The following is a 17,507-nucleotide window of genomic DNA, read 5'->3' as shown; positions in this document are numbered from 1 at the left end:
AGGACCTCTCACGGGCCGCACTACTCAATTTCTTCAACAATAATATTACGGTTGGTAAATACACAAATATCGGCGGCAATTTCAAGCGCAGACTTCGCCATATCTCTAGCTTCCAAATTCGTCGCATGCAGACTGAGCGCACGGGCTGCAGCAAGGGCAAAGCTTCCTCCTGAACCAATCGCCAATATGCCATCATCAGGTTCAATTATTTCCCCATTGCCGGAGATGAGCAGCATTCCGGTTGCATCCATGACTATCATCATCGCTTCCAGCCTGCGCAGCACGCGGTCCGAGCGCCAATCCTTCGCCAGCTCCACAGCCGAACGCTGCAGATTGCCATGATGCTCCTCAAGCTTCGTTTCAAACTTCTCGAATAACGAAATCGCATCTGCTACTGATCCGGCAAACCCCGCTACAACCTGACCGCGGTACAGCCGCCGGACCTTCTTCGCATGATGCTTCATCACCATGCTGTTGCCGAAGGTTACCTGACCATCTCCTGCGATGGCCCCTTTGCCGTTATGGCGAACGGCGCATATTGTCGTCGCATGAAACTGCATTTCCATCAGAATCATCCCCTTCTTCATTTCCGCATACCCGTAAGCTTGGGCTCTAACGACTATTCGCCTGCAATGCCTGCGGGTGCACCATTTATGTACTGCTCTTTGAACTGCGCGAGCTGATCCAGTGCGCGCCCGGCGAGGGCTTCATTCTTTTCCTTCTTGCTGCGTGCCCGTTTCTCCGGAGCCGGGAATAAACCGAAATTCGCATTCATCGGCTGGAAATGCTTGAAATCGGCAGTAGTTATATAATTCGCCATGCTGCCGAGCGTCGTGCCGGCCGGGAAGACGAGCGGCTCAAGCCCCTTGGCCAGCCTCCCTGCGTTAATACCGGCAATAAGACCCGACGCCGCAGACTCCACATAGCCTTCCACGCCGGTCATTTGCCCTGCAAAGAAGAGGCTTTCCCGGTTGATCAGCTGGTAAGTTGGCTTCAACAGCTTCGGCGAATTGATGAATGTGTTGCGGTGCATAACTCCGAACCGAACAAATTCGGCATTCTCAAGTCCCGGAATTAAAGATAATACCCGTTTTTGCTCGCCCCATTTAAGATGGGTTTGAAAACCGACCAAATTGTAAAGCGTTCCCGCAGCATTGTCCTGACGCAGCTGGACGACGGCATGTGGCAGCCTGCCGGTATGCGGATTGACCAGACCGACCGGCTTCATCGGTCCGAAAAGCAGCGTCTGTTTGCCGCGGCTGGCAATGACCTCGACAGGCATGCAGCCTTCAAAATACTGCTCTTTCTCAAACTCCTTCACTTCGGCTTTCTCTGCTGTCACAAGCGCCTCATAGAAAGCTTCAAACTCTTCTTCGCTCATGGGACAATTCAGATAAGCCGCTTCTCCTTTATCATAACGGGAAGCCAGGTAGACTTTGCTCATATCGATAGAATCTTTCTCAACAATCGGCGCTGCGGCATCGTAGAAATAAAAATACTCCTGGCCCATCAACGCCTGGATTTGAGCGGACAGCTTAGGCGCGGTCAACGGGCCGGTAGCGATAACCACGATCCCATCGGCAGGAATATCGGTTACTTCTTCGCAGCGCACCTCCACTAGCGGATGCTCATGCAGGCGTCTGGTTACCTCCCCGGAGAAGCCGTCGCGATCAACGGCGAGCGCCCCGCCCGCAGGTACGGCATGCAGATCGGCAGATTCCAGAATAAGCGAGCTTAGGCGCCTCATCTCTTCTTTGAGGACACCTACTGCATTCGCGAGACCATTGGCCCGCAGGCTGTTGCTGCATACGAGCTCGGCAAATTGATTGGTATGGTGGGCCGGTGTCTGGGTTTGCGGTCTCATTTCATATAGAGTCACGGGTACACCCTGGGACGCGATTTGCCAGGCAGCCTCGCTGCCGGCAAGGCCCGCTCCAATAACGGTGACGCGTTGTAAATCGGACAATGAACTTACCATCCTTTCCTATAATACGGAAGTTGTTATTCGGCTTGATCCTGATCTTCCAGCACCTCTTCGGTGTGGTCGCACTGCGTGCACTGCAGACGGGCGCCGCTCCTGTTGCGCTTCTCGACCATTAAGCCGGCGCACTGCGGACAAGGCTTGCTTGACGGTTTATCCCAGGAGACATAATCACAGCCAGGATATTGATCGCAGCCATAGAAAAACCGGCCTTTCTTGCTTCGTCTTTCAATAATTTTGCCGACCGCGCATTTGGGACAGGTCACCCCGATATCCTTGACGATAGGCTTCGTGTTGCGGCATTCCGGAAATCCCGAACAAGCCAGAAATTTTCCGAAGCGGCCCATCTTATAGACCAGATGCCTGCCGCATTTCTCGCAAATCTCATCGGATACTTCATCCTGGATCTCAATTTCCTTCATTTCATCTTCGGCCACTTCCAACCGTTTCTCGAATGTCTCGTAGAAGGCCGCCAGAACGCGAACCCAATCCTCTTTGCCATCCTCGACATGGTCCAGATCCTCTTCCATATGGGCGGTAAATTCGGCATTGAGAATTTCCGGAAAAAACTCCTCCATCAGTTGGATAACCAGGTCGCCCAGCTCTGTAGGAATGAATTTTTTCTCTTCCATCGCCACATAGCCGCGCTTTTGGATCGTTTCAAGCGTAGGCGCATAGGTGCTCGGGCGGCCGATGCCGACTTCCTCCATTGTACGGACCAGACGCGCTTCCGAATATCTTGGGGGAGGCTGCGTAAAATGCTGTTTGGGATCTACGACTTCCGGCTCGGCGATATCGCCTACAGCAAGCGGGGGCAGGAACTTCTCTTCATCCGTAGCTCCATCGTCATTGCCCTCGACATAAATTTTCATAAAGCCCTGGAACTTTATTTTGGAGCCGTTTGCCCGGAATACGGCCGTACCGACATTCAGATCAACCGTCATCGTATCCAGTACCGCAGATGTCATCTGGCTGGCAACGAACCGTTCCCAAACCAGTTTGTATAGACGGAATTGATCGCGGCTCAAGAACTCTTTCATCGAATCCGGATCGCGGAGCACAGATGTCGGTCTCACCGCTTCATGGGCATCCTGCGCATTGCTGTTCTTCTTGACATAGACACGGGGCTGATCCGGAACGAAGGAAGAGCCGTATTTCTCCTCGATATAGCCCTTTGCTTCCTCTTGAGCTATCGGGGAAATACGGGTCGAATCGGTACGCATATAAGTGATGAGACCTACCGTTCCTTCTTTGCCAAGTTCCACACCCTCATACAGCTGCTGCGCGACGGACATGGTCTTCGAAGCGCGGAATCCGAGCTTGCGGGCAGCCTCCTGCTGAAGCGAGCTTGTAATGAAGGGAGGCGCCGGATTGCGCAGTCTCTCTTTCTCCTTCACATCTGCGACGGTATAGGCGGAGTTCCCCATTGCCTGAAGAACCTCCTGCACATCCTGTTCGCTTCCCAGCTCCCGTTTCTCCCCGTTCAAGGAATGATACTTGGCTTCAAAGGAGACATCATTATGCTTGAGCTGGGTGGTGATCGTCCAATACTCCTCGGGAATGAACGCATCGATTTCGTTCTCCCGATCGATAATGAGCTTGACCGCTACCGATTGGACGCGACCTGCAGAAAGACCTTTTTTTACCTTCTTCCACAGCAGCGGACTGATTTTATAGCCGACAAGTCGATCCAGGATCCGGCGTGCCTGCTGGGCATTCACCAAATCCATATTAATGGGACGCGGAGTCTTGAATGCATCCTTGACCGCTTGCTTCGTAATTTCATTAAACACAACGCGGCAGGAATCGCCTTCGTTGATTTCCAGATAGTGTGCCAAATGCCAGGCGATCGCTTCCCCTTCGCGATCCGGGTCAGCCGCGAGATAAACTTTTTTGACTTTCTTGCTGGCGTCCTTGAGTTCCTTGAGAACGCTGCCTTTCCCGCGGATCGTAATGTATTTGGGATTGAAGTCATTGTCGACCTCAACACCGATCTGGCTTTTCGGCAAATCGCGTATATGTCCCATCGATGCTTTTACGATGAATTTGCTGCCTAAATATTTTCCGATCGTTTTCGCTTTTGCCGGTGATTCGACGATTACAAGTGAATCCGCCATTCATGCGTCCCCCTTTCTGCTGCATATTACCTAACACTATATATGGAACCAGGATGCTGTTCAATCTTCCGTTTTACAGTTAAATTTATCAGAGTTGCGTGTAAAAGTCCAAACGGGAACGATGTCAGCTCGTGGAGCTCATCCGAAGTGAGCGGTTTATCCTTTAGTAAAGTATAGATGAAAGCCTCATCCTTGCTCAGTGTAATATCTTCCCGGGCGTCCTGTTCCCTGTCTCCTGCACTTCCCTCATGCGGGAGCGGCAGCCGGCCTTCATACTCCTCCAAAACATGCTCCACGGAAGATATAAGTTTGGCGGTGCCTGTTCGGATAAGCATATTCGTGCCTCCGCTCTTTGGTGACGATATCGGCCCCGGCACGGCAAAAACCTCTCTGGACATATCAAAAGCCTGATCGGCCGTAATGAGTGAACCGCTCCTCTCGGCTGCTTCAATGACGATTGTTCCCAGCGACAAACCGGCAATGATCCTGTTGCGCAGCGGAAACAAGCCGGGATGAAAAGGTGTGCCAAGCGGTACTTCCGACACGATCAAGCCATTGCCTCCATATCCAATCTCGCGATATAGTGAACGGTTCTCGGCAGGATACACTTTATCAATAGGCGTGCCCAGCACAGCGATGGTGCCTCCTGGTGAAGGGAGCGCCCCTACGTGGGCAATGCTGTCTATGCCTCGAGCAAGGCCGCTGACAACGGTCAGCCCGCACCTTGATAACTGACCGGATATATCGGCTGCCGCCCGTCTACCATACGATGTAGGGCCTCTGGTGCCTACGATTGCCATCGTCGACCGGTACAACAGATCTATGTGCCCGATTAAATATAAGACCCATGGAGGCTGCGGTGTGTGCGCCAGAAGTGTCGGGTAGCCAGGGTCAAAGAAAGTCATAACCTTTATACCAAGCTTCTCGAAACGCTCTCTGCGGGTATTTTTGTCCAATTGCCGGAAGGCTTCTGTAATTTTCTTCGCCTGTTCCGGCTTCAGGCCAACCGACGAGCACCAGGCCTCCTCCGTAAATCGTTCGTAGCAGGACCAGGCGCCGTAAGAAGCCGCTTTTTGAATTGTATGCCAGCCAACACCCGGCGTTTCATGCAAGGTGATCAGAACTTCTCTTCGCATCTCTTCATTAAAGTTATCATTCAACATAATCGTTATCGCCCCTTGGTGAGGGGCTCACATCCTTACCCTATTTTGCTTGACATGGAATCAGAATGCAAGCCGCCCTGAATAATAGAAACAAAAAAAGCAACCTTTCGAGCCCGATACGGGCTGGCGAAAGGTTGCTTACCTTTAGGTTGAAGCTTATTTTAGCCAATCGAAAAGGTTACATTCGGTACCCTCTCCGCAATCATTGACGGATAAGCTTATTTATTGGTTGTGCATTTCTCCAGAAGTCCTTGCTCCTCCAGAACGCTTACCAAAGTTGATCCCATTTCAGAAGGCGTAGGCGCAACTTTGATGCCGCATTTCTCAAGAGTGGCAATTTTCTCGGCTGCCGTTCCCTTACCGCCGGAGATAATCGCGCCGGCATGGCCCATGCGTTTGCCTGGAGGCGCCGTTGCGCCCCCGATGAAACCAACGACAGGTTTCTTCATGTTGGCTTTGACCCACTCGGCCGCTTCTTCTTCTGCGGAACCGCCGATTTCACCGATCATGATCACGGCATAGGTGTCCGGATCGTTATTGAACATATCCAAAATATCGATAAACTCGGACCCTTTGACCGGGTCTCCGCCGATACCGACAGCAGATGACTGGCCGATACCGCGCGCAGTCAGCTGATGAACCGCTTCATAAGTAAGTGTTCCGCTTCGCGAAACGACGCCTACATGGCCTTTGGTGTGAATATAACCCGGCATAATACCGATTTTACATTCACCCGGAGTAATGACGCCTGGGCAGTTAGGACCGATCAGACGCGTTTTGCGTCCTTCAAGGTAACGGGTTACCTTGATCATGTCAATAACCGGAATGCCTTCCGTAATGCAGATGACCAAATCCAGTTCGGCGTCGATCGCTTCAAGGATGGAGTCTGCCGCAAATGCCGGCGGAACATAGATGACAGATGCCGTAGCGCCTGTTTTGGCAACCGCGTCAACAACGGTGTTGAAGACCGGCAGAGAAACGGTTTCGCCGTTCTCCAGCGTAATATCAACGTTCGTTCCGCCTTTGCCCGGCGTTACACCGCCAACCATCTGTGTGCCGTATTCAAGGGCGCCTTTCGCATGAAACAGCCCGGTAGCGCCTGTTATACCTTGGGTGATTACTTTTGTATTCTTGTCGACCAAAATACTCATCGAAACTCACATCCTCTAAAATGAATTCGTATGCCGCAATGCTTATGAAGAGAAAACGACTACTTCACCAGCGCGACGATTTTTTGTGCGCCGTCGGCCATGGAGTCTGCGGCCACGATGTTCAATCCGGATTCGTTCAACATTTTTTTGCCCAGCTCCACATTTGTTCCCTCAAGGCGAACAACGAGCGGACGATCCAGTCCAAGTTCTTTGGCAGCTGCAATAACGCCATCAGCAATGATGTCGCATTTCATGATTCCGCCAAAAATGTTAACGAAGATACCCTTCACTTTTTCATCGGAAAGAATGATTTTGAAGGCCTCCGTGACTTTCTCCTTCGTAGCACCGCCCCCTACATCGAGGAAGTTGGCCGGGTCTCCGCCATAATATTTGATAATGTCCATCGTCGCCATAGCAAGTCCCGCACCGTTGACCATACAGCCGATATTGCCGTCCAGGGCGATATAGCTAAGGTCGAATTTGGAAGCTTGAATTTCTTTGGCGTCCTCTTCATCCAGATCGCGGAGCTCAAGGATATCCTTGTGACGATAGAGCGCATTGGAGTCAAAGTTCAGTTTGGCGTCAAGCGCCATGACATTGCCGTCGCCTGTGACAACGAGTGGATTGATTTCCGCAATGGAGCAATCCTTGTCCACAAAAGCCGCATAAAGCGCAAGCATGAACTTGGCTGCTTTATTGACCAGCTCATTAGGAATGTTGATGGCGTAAGCCAGCTTCTTCGCCTGGAATGGCTGCAGCCCGATAGCCGGATCAATCACTTCTTTAAAGATTTTCTCCGGGGAGTGCTCGGCGACTTCTTCAATCTCAGTGCCGCCCTCTTCGGAAGCCATCATGACAATACGGCCTGTTCCACGGTCCACCACGACACCGACATAATATTCTTTCTTAATGTCGCAGCCTTGCTCGATCAGCAGGCGCTTCACTTCTTTACCTTCAGGACCTGTCTGGTGCGTTACCAGCACTTTACCCAGGATTTCGCCCGCATATGCGCGAACCTCGTCCAAATTTTTGGCTACCTTGACGCCGCCTGCTTTACCGCGTCCACCTGCGTGGATTTGGGCTTTTACCACAACAATCGGTGTTCCGAGCGCTTCGGCAGCTTCTACCGCTTCATCGACAGAAAATGCCACTTTACCCTCTGGAACGACGACCCCGTACTGTTTCAAAAGCGCTTTTCCTTGATACTCATGGATATTCATTACGAGAATCCTCCTATCCGCAGTCAAATCCTACGATCTCTAGACAAAAGAATAACAAGCAAAGTACAGCAGAAGCGGCAGATTCCAAGTGGAAAGGAAAGCCGGCCTCTTACGGACCTTACTTATATTTCTGTGGGGAAGAAAACTGCTCGAACATCATCAGATGCCAGTGCGGCTTTCCCTTGTCTTCGCTTAAAACCCTTACTATTGTAGCACGTTTAGGCAGGGCTTTCCTAATTATTTGTGATAAAGATCGAGCTTTTTTGATATTAGTTCCATCTCGAATCGAGATGGGATTTCAGGCAATTGACCTTAATATTGGACGGCTTGAACGTCTGATTCTCGTCCGCTATATTATGACCTATTGTCAGAAATATATCGGCCATGAATTGATATCCATTTGCCTCTTCACACAAAGGAGCTAATATTGACAACCATTTATGGTCTGGACTATTATGGGGAAATAGCAAGCTTGATACGGACACGTGAGGAAGCACCTTCATCCGATATGACGATGGGGGTGTTTTTTTGTATGTACGGAAGTATGTTCAGCGCCAGTGTGTACGGAGTTGAAGGCAGACTGATTACGGTTGAGGTGGATATCTCGAACGGCCTCCCGCAGGTAAATGTAGTGGGGCTCCCCGACCCGGCGGTACGCGAATCCATCGAGCGCGTCAGAGCCGCTGTCAAAAACTGCGGATTTAAATTTCCTATGGAGCGGATTACGGTCAATCTTGCCCCTGCGGATTTGCGCAAGGAAGGTACTGCCTTTGATCTGGCCATTGCCGCCGGCATCCTGTCCGCGAGCGGCCAGCTTCTGCCGGAGCTGTATCAGGGTACGCTTGTGCTGGGCGAGCTGTCCCTAAGCGGGGAAATCAGAACTGTTAACGGCGTGCTTGCCATGGTGGAGCAGGCAAGAACAGCCGGTATGGGGCGTGTTCTTCTGCCGGAGGAGAACGCTGCGGAAGCCGCTTGCATTGACGGTTTGGAATTGTTCGGTATCCGGCATTTACGCGAACTGGGGGATTCCCGGCAAAATGGAACAAAACTCGGCAATTGGGAAGCTCTCCGCTACGATCACAGAGCCGCATCGCGGCTTCGCCATCCGGATGGCGAAGCTGGCAAGCAGCAGTTTGAACAAGGCGACTACGGCGATGTCCTTGGTCAGCACCATGCCAAGCGAGCCATGCTCATTGCCGCTGTTGGCCAGCATAATGTGCTGCTGTCCGGTCCGCCGGGTACGGGCAAAACCATGCTTGCCCGCAGGCTCCCGGGCATTATGCCTCCTCTTGAGGAAGCGGAGGCACTCCAGGTGACCAAAATTTACAGCGCAGCCGGCAAGCTCGGACACGGACCGGCCTTGATGAGGGAGCGTCCATTCCGGACTCCCCATCATACGATATCGGCTGCAGGCCTTATCGGGGGAGGATCAGTTCCAAGACCCGGCGAGGTCACGCTTGCACATCGCGGCGTTCTGTTTCTGGACGAGCTGCCCGAGTTCTCGCGGACTGCTCTGGAGGTGCTCAGGCAGCCGCTTGAGGATCGGGAGGTTACAATCGCCAGATCCAGAGCCGTTTTCCGCTTTCCGGCTCATTTTCTGCTGGCAGCTTCCATGAATCCATGCGCATGCGGCTATTATGGGCATGAAACAGATGACCATCTATGCCAGTGCAGCCCCCAGCAGATCGCCCGCTACCGCACCAAAATTTCCGGACCTCTGCTCGACCGCATCGACATGCATATCGAGGTGCCTCGGCCGCCGACAACCGAAGGACTGAAAACCGGAATGAACTCATCACAAATGCGGGGTATCGTTCTGGAAGCATCCGCACGCCAGCAGGAGCGGATGAAAGGCTTGCGTCCAATCGCAGAGCTGGCAGGCGATTCGCTGAGGCGTGCCGTCGATTTGACACAGGAAGCCGACCGGATGCTCAAGCTGGCTTTTGATTCACTCGGCGTAAGTCTTCGCGCCCATGACCGGATATTGAAGCTTGCGCGGACAATCAGCGATATTGAGCAATCCGATCTGGTGGAGGCCGAGCATATCGCGGAAGCGGTTGGCTACCGCAGCCTCGACCGGAATTTGCTTACATTATAAAGAGCAGGCATAAATCATGAAAAGCACTCGTAAAGCTTCCGGGTCAGGAAGCTATACGAGTGCCTTTGTCAGTAATAGGAGAACGTATAAATTCCATTACACGCTGGATATTTTTTGTGGGAATGAAATCTGGATTGCCCCCAGAGGCAGGCAGCCGTTTCTTCCTGCAGCGTGCATTTTAGAACGCCGCTTCTATATGATTCAGTTCTACGACGCTGCCGCTGCCGCGGTCGACCATCACGGCAATTACATCGAAACGGACAGGCATCCCATGCGTCCCGGTTGCCTGCATATAAACCTCGGCAATGGTGCGTACCTGCCGCTGTTTGCGCGCATCCACCGATTCTGCCGCTGTTCCAAAGCGTCCGCCGCTTTTTCTTGTTCTAACCTCCACAAACACAAGCTCAGCACCCTGTCTGGCGATAATATCCAGCTCGCCGAAGCGGCAACGCCAATTGCGGTGCAGAATGGTGCAGCCTTCCTGAAGCAGCAGCTCCACAGCTGCTTCCTCACCCTGCCTGCCGGTAGCGCCTCTGTCGTCCGGCTTCAACGGATTGCGTCTGTTCCTGGAATTGTTCACTTCCCGATATCCCCCGCTCTTCGGTCCGAACGATAGACGAAGGACAAGATTTCTGCCACCAGCGTATACAGCTCAGGAGGTATTTCCTGATCGATATCGAGCTTAGACAGCACCTCGACAAGTGACGAATCATGCTGGACCGGGATGCCGTTTTCTGCCGCCTTGCTTAAAATCGATTCCGCAATCGTTCCGCTGCCCTTGGCGATAACGACAGGCGCACTGCGCTCGCCCGGTTCATATTTCAGGGCCACCGCTTTCTTGATCGTCCCTTTCTCTTTTGCCTGCCTCATGCGCGGAAGTCCACCCCTTTGTATGGCTTCATTGACCAAGCCGGAACAGCGGCAGCGGAGGAATCCTCCACCGATGACCCGTCTCCACCCTGCCGGCTTCTGTCGGGCATCGGCGTTGCACGCAGCGACAAAAGCTGGAAGCCCGCTTTCTGAAGCGACTCGTTCATCTCGGGTCTGGATGATTCAAGCAGCTCCGCAATTGCAGGATGATCATTCCATAGATTCAGACTGACTATTTTATTGACTACCTGTACATCAACAACTGTCTCTCCCAGCGTGTTCATGCGCAGATCAAATAAAAGCCGGCAGTTCTCCGCATCCAGCTCCCCCTTGCGCCCGCGGCGTGTCTGGATATGTACGGATGCGGTTTGGCTTCCATCCTGCCCCTGCATCGGAATGAACAGGGTGACATGCGAAAATAGCGAGGCGGTACGTTCAGGACTCAGCAGAAGCTGCTGTCCGGTAATATGCTGGACCAGCTGCTGTGCGGTATCTTTCAGCGCCTGCGGCACGTCATCCCCGGCAGCAAGCGTGATCAGCGCGCTCTTGAGGGTATCTGCAGCGGCTGGCTTATCAGCGGTTGATTGCGCAGGCCCTGGCAGAGCTCCTTCATCTGCGGCAGCATGAACCAGCAGCGAAGAGGAACCTGGCTGACGGGACATATCCGCCGGCGAAGGAATATTGGCGCCTTTCTGCTCAAGGGGAGCGTGGGTCTCTTGATGAGCAGCGGCAACAATCCGCGCAGGCTGCTGCTGGTTGTTCTCTGGCGGTTTGGATGCACGCGCCTCGTTTGCGGGCGGCTCCGCCACTGTCCCGTCTTTTGGGGACGACCCGGCGGAGGCAGCCAGCAGATGCTCGTGATCGACGCCAAGCCATTTGATAAGCTGGCCGACCCAGCCGCCTGCGCGCTGCGGGCTCCCCGCCGCAGCGGAATCTTCGGCCGCTGCGCTCGGAGCTTGCTGCGCCGGTCCTGCGGATGCTGGCTGCGCGGCTGGAGCGGGCTTGGCGCCTCCAGAGGCTGCAGAGGCGCCAGCCGCCTGCGCCCCCGCTGCTGCGCGCTCAGCGGGGGCCGCCCCGGCCGCGCTGCCGGGTACCGGCGCGGCCATTGCTGCGCTTCGCGCAGCTGAAGGAGCAGCAGCTTCGCCCGCTGCTCCCGCCTCGGGCGCGGCGGCTGTGCCCGCGCCCGGACCTGCGGCGGGCGGCTGCGCCCCGCCCGCGCCCTGCGCTGCGCGCATCAGCGCTGCCCCTTCGGGCAGCAGCGCCGCCAGCTTCGCTGCAGCCGCCTGCGCCGCAGTACGCGGCTGCGCGGGGTCGTCCGCGTTATCACCCGCGGATGCGCCGCTCCAGGCGGCCAGACCCTGCTCCAGCGCCTCCAGAAGAGCATGCGCCTGCGTACCGCTCAACACCTGCTGCAGCGAGCCGATCGTCGCTGCGGTCATCGGCAGGCCGCGCTTATAGCCAAGCGCAGCCGCCTGCATCCACAGCCTGGCGTCGCCGCCGGCAGGCATGGCGGCCTTGGCTTCTTGAAACTGCGCCGCTGCATCCTTAAAGGGAGCCGCGCCTTCCCGGCGCAAATCGCGAACCAGCGCAAGGGACCATTTCCGATCCGGAAGCCCCAGCGCCTTTACCCATTCCTTCAGACTGCCCTCCTGCAGATCAGCGGCCTGCTGGTCAACGGGCTTCAGCACCAAAGAGCCGCCGCCAGACTGGGGCTGCACCTGGAGCAGCGTGGACTGGCCCGGCTGCAGGGGCACCTCCAGCTTGGCGCGAACCTGAACGCCATTGATCTGCACCAGAGCATCCTGATTATCCAGCACCTGCAGCAGAACGCCGCGCACAATTTGTCCGATTTTCAGCTCCAGCGCCTTGCTGTCAACCGGCTGGGCATCGCCAATCAGCCCTCTCATCAATTGTCCGATATTCATTAACCGCCACTTCCTTCCCTTAGCCGCAGCTACGCAACCACCGCTTTATATGGCCCAATCATTCGCTGATATCCTTATCCTTTCAATATCGGCTGAATCCTCTATCTGCATTAACATATAGGTATATGGCGGACAAAAACCGCCCTCACGATGGCGGCAGTAAACCCCGATAAGGGCCTATTGCCGCCATAACAGGCGGTTTTGGTTTGGTTTGAATTATTGAAAAGCCGGTCCTTTAAAACAACACCTGCTGTTCCACGAACAGCTTGCCCAGGAAGGACTGCCGGTGCATGGGACTGGGGCCGTATTCCAGCAGTTTTTCCCGATGCTGCCTGGTTGCGTATCCTTTATGTATGGCAATACCGTAAGCGGGATATAAGGCATCCCATTCCTTGACGCACAGCCGGTCGCGGGTCACCTTGGCCAGGATGGAAGCTGCGGCAATGGACTGGCTTCTGGCATCCCCTTTAATAATGGCCAGCTGCGGAATATCGCAGTCTACCTTCTCAGCGTCGACCAGCAGATGGTTTGGCTGCACACAAAGCTGCGAGACCGCCTGCTTCATAGCAAGACGTGCCGCCTGCTTGATATTAATTTCATCCACGGTTGCCGCATCGACTCTGGATACAGCCCACGCGACGGCATGGTCGATAATGACAGAATAAAGCTCCTCGCGTTTCTTCTCTGAAAGTTTCTTGGAATCGTTAATGCCTTCGAGCACCAGCCCTTCCGGCAAAATAACGGCAGCTGCCACAACATCCCCAAACAGGCAGCCCCGTCCTACTTCATCGATCCCGGCAATATAAGGACAGCCCTGCTCCCACAAGGGCTGTTCAAATTCCAGCATCCGCTTCTCCCCGTTTCCCCTCTTTACGCAAAAGTGCCGAGCGCGAAAGATTAATTCCCCCATCTATGTATACAGTATCAATAGCTTGCCCGTTCAGGTTTTCCCTTGATTTTAGCACAAACGGCCGCCCTCATGAACAAGGCAGCCGTCATTGTTTCCTGAATCCGGTGGCCTTATTTCAGGTCATCCGGCGTTTCCAGCGAAATCCGGCCCAGGCTGCCTGAACGCAGCTCGCGCAATATAATGCCGGATACCTTCTCCAAATCGACGCGCCCGCCGCTGATGAGACAGCCCCGCTTGCGGCCGATATCCTCCATCACCCGGACGATTTCATCAGCATCGTCAAGATCCTTGGGAGGGTCGGTAATCCCAAACCGCTCCGAAGTCGGCCCCCAATAACGCTTGACCAATTCCTTAACGGCAAAGAAGGCGATATCCTCCACGTTAAGGATTTGCTCCCTGATCGCGCCGGTCATCGCAAGGCGGTATCCCACCAGAGCATCCTCGAATTTGGGCCACAGAATCCCCGGTGTATCGAGCAGCTCCATCTCCGTGCCGACCTTGATCCACTGCTGGCCCTTGGTGACGCCCGGCCGGTCTCCCGTGGCGGCGATATGCCGTCCGGCCAGACGGTTAATGAGCGTGGACTTCCCCACATTGGGTATGCCGACGATAAGCCCCCGCACCGCTCGGGGATTCACTCCCTTGGCGATTTGCCGCGCGATTTTCTCATGCAGCAGCTGCTTCGCGCGGACCGGGATTTCATTCACCCGCGTCCCCGTCGACGAATCCACCGCCAGAGCGGCATGTCCCGCTTTTGTAAAAAATGCGATCCATTGCTCCGTCGTACGGCTGTCCGCCAGATCTGCCTTGTTCAGCACAATAAGACGCGGCTTATCCTTGAGGATTTCATCAATCATGGGGTTACGGCTCGAAATCGGTACCCGGGCATCCAGCAATTCTATCGTTAAATCGATCAGTTTAAGCTTGTCTTGAATTTGTCTCCGGGCCTTCGTCATATGACCGGGAAACCATTGAATTGTCATGCAAACAGCCACCTCATCCGTGTTTCACAAACGTAATTTTGCTCATCGGCCAGAAAATCACATCTGCCCTGCCAATAATTTGCTTGTCCGATACATAGCCAATCATCCTGCTGTCCCGGCTGTTCCGGCGGTTATCTCCAAAGGCCAGAATCGTGCCGTCAGGCACAATATCCGTCTGGAAATTTTCATTCGGGAAGTTGCGGTCAGCACCCTGATTATTAAATATTTCGCCCTTTGCTATGGCCGCATCAATGGATTCCTTCAGATAAGGCTCTTCCACCTTCTCGCCGTTTATGTACAAATTATCGCCATCATATTTCACTTTGTCTCCGGGCACGCCGATAACCCGTTTAATGAAATCGCGATTTTCTTCCGGCACGTGGAAAACGACGACTTCACCATGCCTCGGCTGGCGGATATCGTAAATGATTTTGTTTACAATCAGACGCTCGCCTGTATAAAAGTTAGGTTCCATCGAAGGGCCGTCGACAATAAACGGGGCAAACAAAAAGTAGCGAATGACAACCACCAGTATCGCGGCAATCGCCAAAGCCTTGACCCATTCAAAAACTTCCTTTTGCGCCTTGCCGCCGCCTTGCTTGGCTGGTGGGGTTATCGTCTCCACCTCCTTATGCCCGGTAGTTGGGGTTTCATTTGATTTTGTCGTCATTTCATTCAACTGCTGACCATTCTCATCAAAATTATGCGGTTGATCCATGATTTACACCCTCTTCTGCAGCAAGTTCATTACGTCGTCCTGTACGTCCGATGCAAGTATCTTCCCTTTGAAATATCAGAAAAGTATTCAAACGAACCTTATGCTTTCTGATATATGAAAAAACGAAAAGGGACTTGTTTGAGCAAGCCCCTCTCCAGTCGTTACATTAACGAATTTCTTTAATTCTCGCAGCTTTACCGCGAAGATTGCGAAGATAATACAGTTTAGCACGGCGTACTTTACCGCGACGCATAACTTCGATCTTCTCGATTTTCGGCGAGTTAAGCGGAAAAGTTCTTTCCACGCCTACACCATACGAAATTTTACGCACGGTAAACGTTTCGCTGATGCCGCCGCCGCGACGTTTAATAACGACGCCTTCGAAAAGCTGGATCCGCTCACGAGTTCCCTCGATAACTTTAACGTGTACCTTCAGCGAATCGCCTGGGCGAAAGTTAGGAAGATCCTTACGTAAATTTTCTTGAGCAATCAGTTGTACAAGATTCATTGTAATCACTCCTTCCACCATAGACGTTCATATAAGCTCATCGGCCCCTCATATGGACCGGATCATCGCTTAGTAGCGGACCGTCCGACTATACAAAAGCAACACCAGAAATTTTACCACAATTGCTTGTATAAAACAATGACTTTATTCCCAGAATCCAAACGGGCGTCAATCGGATGACTCCCAATAACACCCTCAGCTGGAAATCAAGTCATTACAGCCTATTTCTGCGCTTTTCCGGTTTCCCGGTCAGCCATCAAACGGCGTAGCCACTCCCGTTCCTTCTTGCTTAATTCTACCTGCTCCAGGAGCTCGGGACGACGCTGCAGCGTGCGAAGGAGAGATTGTTCCCGTCTCCATGCCGCCACGTTCGCGTGATGGCCGGACAGGAGCACATCCGGAACCTCCATATCGCGGAAAACAGCCGGTCGCGTATAATGCGGATGCTCAAGCAGCCCTGTGCTGAAGGAATCGGTAACAGCCGAATTCTCATTGCCCAGAACGCCAGGCAGCAGCCGGACGACACTGTCAATGACAACCATCGCGGGCAGCTCCCCGCCGGTGAGCACATAATCGCCGATGGACAGCTCATCTGTCACCAGATGCTCGCGGATCCGCTCATCGTAGCCTTCATAGTGGCCGCACACAAATATAAGATGCTCGGCAGCCGACAGTTCTTCTGCTTTACGCTGCGAGAACGTCTCTCCCTGCGGGCACATCAGAATGATACGCGGGGGCGTGGAGCCTTCGGGCTTCAAATCTTCGACAGCTGCAAAAATCGGCTCAGGCTTAAGCACCATTCCGCCGCCTCCGCCATAAGGGTAATCATCCACCGTATTATGCTTATTATTGGCATATTCACGAAAGTTAATCGCCTGAAGACTGACCAGTCCCTTGTCACGCGCTTTCCCCAAAATGCTGGCTCCGAATACGCCATCGAACATTTCCGGGAACAGGGTTAACACGTCGATTCGCATCCCTTTAAATCAACCCTTCCATCAGGTGCACCGTGACCGTTTTCGTCTCAATATTGACATCCAGAAGCACATCATCGATCACCGGTATGAGAATTTGTCTGCCCTTGGGCTTTTGCTCCTGTACAACCCACACATCATTTGCGCCCGGCACGAGGATCTCTGTAATGATGCCAAGCTCCTCACCCTCATCCGTCACAACCCGGCAGCCGATAATCTGATATTGATAATACTCGCCTTCTTCAAGCTCAACCATGTCGTCCTTGGTTACAGCAAGCACCCAGCCTTTATATTTCTCCACATCATTAATGTTATCGAAGCCTTTCAGCTTCACGATAAACATATTTTTCTGCGGTCTGGCGGTCATGATTTCCACGATCAGCTTCTGCCCGGTCTCCTGATTCATCAGCGTCAGCTTGTTGCCTGCCGCAAAACGCTCCTCCGGAAAATCCGTCTGGGAATACACTTTCACTTCCCCGCGTATGCCATGCGTGTTGACCACCTTGCCAACCATCAGCCATCCTTGTTCCATCGCTGTTACCTTCCTCTTTCCATTTATCCGCTTATCGTATGCTTGTACCCCGTACAAGGCTAAAAAAAAGGGCTAGGACGTTGATCCTAACCCTCTCTTGATGTACGATCTATGAAATAATATCAACGATCACACGTTTTTGTGATTTCACGGCAGCCGATGTTACCACCGTCCGCAGCGCTTTCGCAATCCGTCCCTGCTTGCCGATTACTTTGCCGATATCGCTGGCATGAACCGACAGCATGTAGACCGTGCCGCGATCGTCTTCCTTCACATCGACGCGTACATCCTCCGGGTAATCCACTAAAGCCTTAGCTATGACAAGAATCAAATCTTTCATCATCAAGGCCCCCCGTA

The 17,507-nt window shown here is 53.4% G+C and carries 17 protein-coding genes; 1 reads left to right on the top strand and 16 read right to left on the bottom strand.

What is annotated here, in order from left to right; translation table 11 throughout:
* Nucleotides 1–20: 20 nt before the first annotated feature.
* The 6 genes from hslV to sucC form a co-directional block, all read right to left on the bottom strand.
* Nucleotides 21–566: an ATP-dependent protease subunit HslV gene (gene hslV / locus AC0YOA_RS11190; protein ID WP_475786586.1), complete on the bottom strand. Its 546-nt coding sequence runs from the start codon at nucleotides 564–566 to the stop codon at nucleotides 21–23.
* Nucleotides 567–619: 53 nt separating this feature from the next.
* Nucleotides 620–1,966 (bottom strand): FADH(2)-oxidizing methylenetetrahydrofolate--tRNA-(uracil(54)-C(5))-methyltransferase TrmFO, encoded by a 1,347-nt coding sequence (gene trmFO, locus AC0YOA_RS11185; protein WP_475786585.1) that lies wholly within the window; start codon nucleotides 1,964–1,966, stop codon nucleotides 620–622.
* A 35-nt stretch (nucleotides 1,967–2,001) separates the two neighbouring features.
* On the bottom strand, nucleotides 2,002–4,098 hold the full coding sequence (gene topA, locus AC0YOA_RS11180; protein ID WP_475767756.1) for a type I DNA topoisomerase: 2,097 nt from the start codon (nucleotides 4,096–4,098) through the stop codon (nucleotides 2,002–2,004).
* Between the two features lie 26 nt (nucleotides 4,099–4,124).
* Nucleotides 4,125–5,261, bottom strand: a complete 1,137-nt coding sequence (gene dprA / locus AC0YOA_RS11175; RefSeq protein WP_475786584.1) for a DNA-processing protein DprA — start codon at nucleotides 5,259–5,261, stop codon at nucleotides 4,125–4,127.
* A 218-nt stretch (nucleotides 5,262–5,479) separates the two neighbouring features.
* Nucleotides 5,480–6,412 (bottom strand): succinate--CoA ligase subunit alpha, encoded by a 933-nt coding sequence (sucD, locus tag AC0YOA_RS11170; RefSeq protein WP_210041231.1) that lies wholly within the window; start codon nucleotides 6,410–6,412, stop codon nucleotides 5,480–5,482.
* A gap of 59 nt (nucleotides 6,413–6,471) precedes the next feature.
* The gene (gene sucC / locus AC0YOA_RS11165) at nucleotides 6,472–7,632 is read right to left on the bottom strand and encodes an ADP-forming succinate--CoA ligase subunit beta (protein WP_210041234.1); all 1,161 of its coding nucleotides are present in this window, start codon (nucleotides 7,630–7,632) and stop codon (nucleotides 6,472–6,474) included.
* Between the two features lie 532 nt (nucleotides 7,633–8,164).
* On the opposite strand from sucC, the gene AC0YOA_RS11160 reads away from it, so the two are divergent.
* The gene (locus AC0YOA_RS11160) at nucleotides 8,165–9,730 is read left to right on the top strand and encodes a YifB family Mg chelatase-like AAA ATPase (protein WP_475786657.1); all 1,566 of its coding nucleotides are present in this window, start codon (nucleotides 8,165–8,167) and stop codon (nucleotides 9,728–9,730) included.
* 178 nt (nucleotides 9,731–9,908) lie between these two features.
* On the opposite strand, the gene AC0YOA_RS11155 is transcribed toward AC0YOA_RS11160, so the two are convergent.
* From AC0YOA_RS11155 to AC0YOA_RS11110, 10 genes are all read right to left on the bottom strand, one after another.
* Nucleotides 9,909–10,310, bottom strand: coding sequence for a YraN family protein (locus AC0YOA_RS11155; protein WP_475786583.1), 402 nt, complete (start codon nucleotides 10,308–10,310; stop codon nucleotides 9,909–9,911).
* Nucleotides 10,307–10,600, bottom strand: a complete 294-nt coding sequence (locus AC0YOA_RS11150) for an EscU/YscU/HrcU family type III secretion system export apparatus switch protein (protein ID WP_475786582.1) — start codon at nucleotides 10,598–10,600, stop codon at nucleotides 10,307–10,309. Before AC0YOA_RS11150 ends, AC0YOA_RS11155 begins: the two co-directional genes overlap by 4 nt.
* Complete coding sequence (gene fliK / locus AC0YOA_RS11145) at nucleotides 10,597–12,525, bottom strand: flagellar hook-length control protein FliK (RefSeq protein WP_475786581.1); 1,929 nt, start codon at nucleotides 12,523–12,525, stop codon at nucleotides 10,597–10,599. The genes AC0YOA_RS11150 and fliK overlap by 4 nt, the downstream gene beginning before the upstream one ends.
* 235 nt (nucleotides 12,526–12,760) lie before the next feature.
* Nucleotides 12,761–13,372, bottom strand: a complete 612-nt coding sequence (locus AC0YOA_RS11140; RefSeq protein WP_210041242.1) for a ribonuclease HII — start codon at nucleotides 13,370–13,372, stop codon at nucleotides 12,761–12,763.
* Nucleotides 13,373–13,545: 173 nt separating this feature from the next.
* Nucleotides 13,546–14,418, bottom strand: coding sequence for a ribosome biogenesis GTPase YlqF (gene ylqF, locus AC0YOA_RS11135; RefSeq protein ID WP_475786580.1), 873 nt, complete (start codon nucleotides 14,416–14,418; stop codon nucleotides 13,546–13,548).
* 13 nt (nucleotides 14,419–14,431) lie between these two features.
* Complete coding sequence (lepB, locus tag AC0YOA_RS11130; RefSeq protein ID WP_475786579.1) at nucleotides 14,432–15,136, bottom strand: signal peptidase I; 705 nt, start codon at nucleotides 15,134–15,136, stop codon at nucleotides 14,432–14,434.
* Nucleotides 15,137–15,302: 166 nt separating this feature from the next.
* Nucleotides 15,303–15,644: a 50S ribosomal protein L19 gene (rplS, locus tag AC0YOA_RS11125; RefSeq protein ID WP_210041246.1), complete on the bottom strand. Its 342-nt coding sequence runs from the start codon at nucleotides 15,642–15,644 to the stop codon at nucleotides 15,303–15,305.
* Between the two features lie 221 nt (nucleotides 15,645–15,865).
* Nucleotides 15,866–16,621 carry a tRNA (guanosine(37)-N1)-methyltransferase TrmD gene (trmD, locus tag AC0YOA_RS11120; protein ID WP_475786578.1) on the bottom strand — a complete coding sequence of 252 codons (756 nt, stop codon included), beginning with the start codon at nucleotides 16,619–16,621 and terminating at the stop codon, nucleotides 15,866–15,868.
* A 4-nt stretch (nucleotides 16,622–16,625) separates the two neighbouring features.
* Nucleotides 16,626–17,150: a ribosome maturation factor RimM gene (gene rimM, locus AC0YOA_RS11115; RefSeq protein ID WP_210041250.1), complete on the bottom strand. Its 525-nt coding sequence runs from the start codon at nucleotides 17,148–17,150 to the stop codon at nucleotides 16,626–16,628.
* 109 nt (nucleotides 17,151–17,259) lie between these two features.
* The gene (locus AC0YOA_RS11110) at nucleotides 17,260–17,490 is read right to left on the bottom strand and encodes a KH domain-containing protein (protein ID WP_210042239.1); all 231 of its coding nucleotides are present in this window, start codon (nucleotides 17,488–17,490) and stop codon (nucleotides 17,260–17,262) included.
* Nucleotides 17,491–17,507: the final 17 nt, after the last annotated feature.

This window comes from Paenibacillus sp. JT22N12 (genome assembly GCF_056269365.1).
Note: the sequence above shows the minus strand (reverse complement) of the source record. Positions and strands in the feature narration are given on the sequence as shown.

What these genes read in the sequence shown, in the direction of transcription:
- trmD (WP_475786578.1), bottom strand. Translation starts at nt 16,621, where the DNA reads ATGCGAATCGACGTGTTAACCCTGTTCCCGGAAATGTTCGATGGCGTA.
- rplS (WP_210041246.1), bottom strand. Translation starts at nt 15,644, where the DNA reads ATGAATCTTGTACAACTGATTGCTCAAGAAAATTTACGTAAGGATCTT.
- ylqF (WP_475786580.1), bottom strand. Translation starts at nt 14,418, where the DNA reads ATGACAATTCAATGGTTTCCCGGTCATATGACGAAGGCCCGGAGACAA.
- AC0YOA_RS11150 (WP_475786582.1), bottom strand. Translation starts at nt 10,600, where the DNA reads ATGAGGCAGGCAAAAGAGAAAGGGACGATCAAGAAAGCGGTGGCCCTG.
- AC0YOA_RS11110 (WP_210042239.1), bottom strand. Translation starts at nt 17,490, where the DNA reads ATGAAAGATTTGATTCTTGTCATAGCTAAGGCTTTAGTGGATTACCCG.
- AC0YOA_RS11160 (WP_475786657.1), top strand. Translation starts at nt 8,165, where the DNA reads ATGTACGGAAGTATGTTCAGCGCCAGTGTGTACGGAGTTGAAGGCAGA.
- rimM (WP_210041250.1), bottom strand. Translation starts at nt 17,150, where the DNA reads ATGGAACAAGGATGGCTGATGGTTGGCAAGGTGGTCAACACGCATGGC.
- sucD (WP_210041231.1), bottom strand. Translation starts at nt 6,412, where the DNA reads ATGAGTATTTTGGTCGACAAGAATACAAAAGTAATCACCCAAGGTATA.
- fliK (WP_475786581.1), bottom strand. Translation starts at nt 12,525, where the DNA reads ATGAATATCGGACAATTGATGAGAGGGCTGATTGGCGATGCCCAGCCG.
- AC0YOA_RS11140 (WP_210041242.1), bottom strand. Translation starts at nt 13,372, where the DNA reads ATGCTGGAATTTGAACAGCCCTTGTGGGAGCAGGGCTGTCCTTATATT.
- hslV (WP_475786586.1), bottom strand. Translation starts at nt 566, where the DNA reads ATGGAAATGCAGTTTCATGCGACGACAATATGCGCCGTTCGCCATAAC.
- sucC (WP_210041234.1), bottom strand. Translation starts at nt 7,632, where the DNA reads ATGAATATCCATGAGTATCAAGGAAAAGCGCTTTTGAAACAGTACGGG.
- lepB (WP_475786579.1), bottom strand. Translation starts at nt 15,136, where the DNA reads ATGGATCAACCGCATAATTTTGATGAGAATGGTCAGCAGTTGAATGAA.
- topA (WP_475767756.1), bottom strand. Translation starts at nt 4,098, where the DNA reads ATGGCGGATTCACTTGTAATCGTCGAATCACCGGCAAAAGCGAAAACG.
- dprA (WP_475786584.1), bottom strand. Translation starts at nt 5,261, where the DNA reads ATGTTGAATGATAACTTTAATGAAGAGATGCGAAGAGAAGTTCTGATC.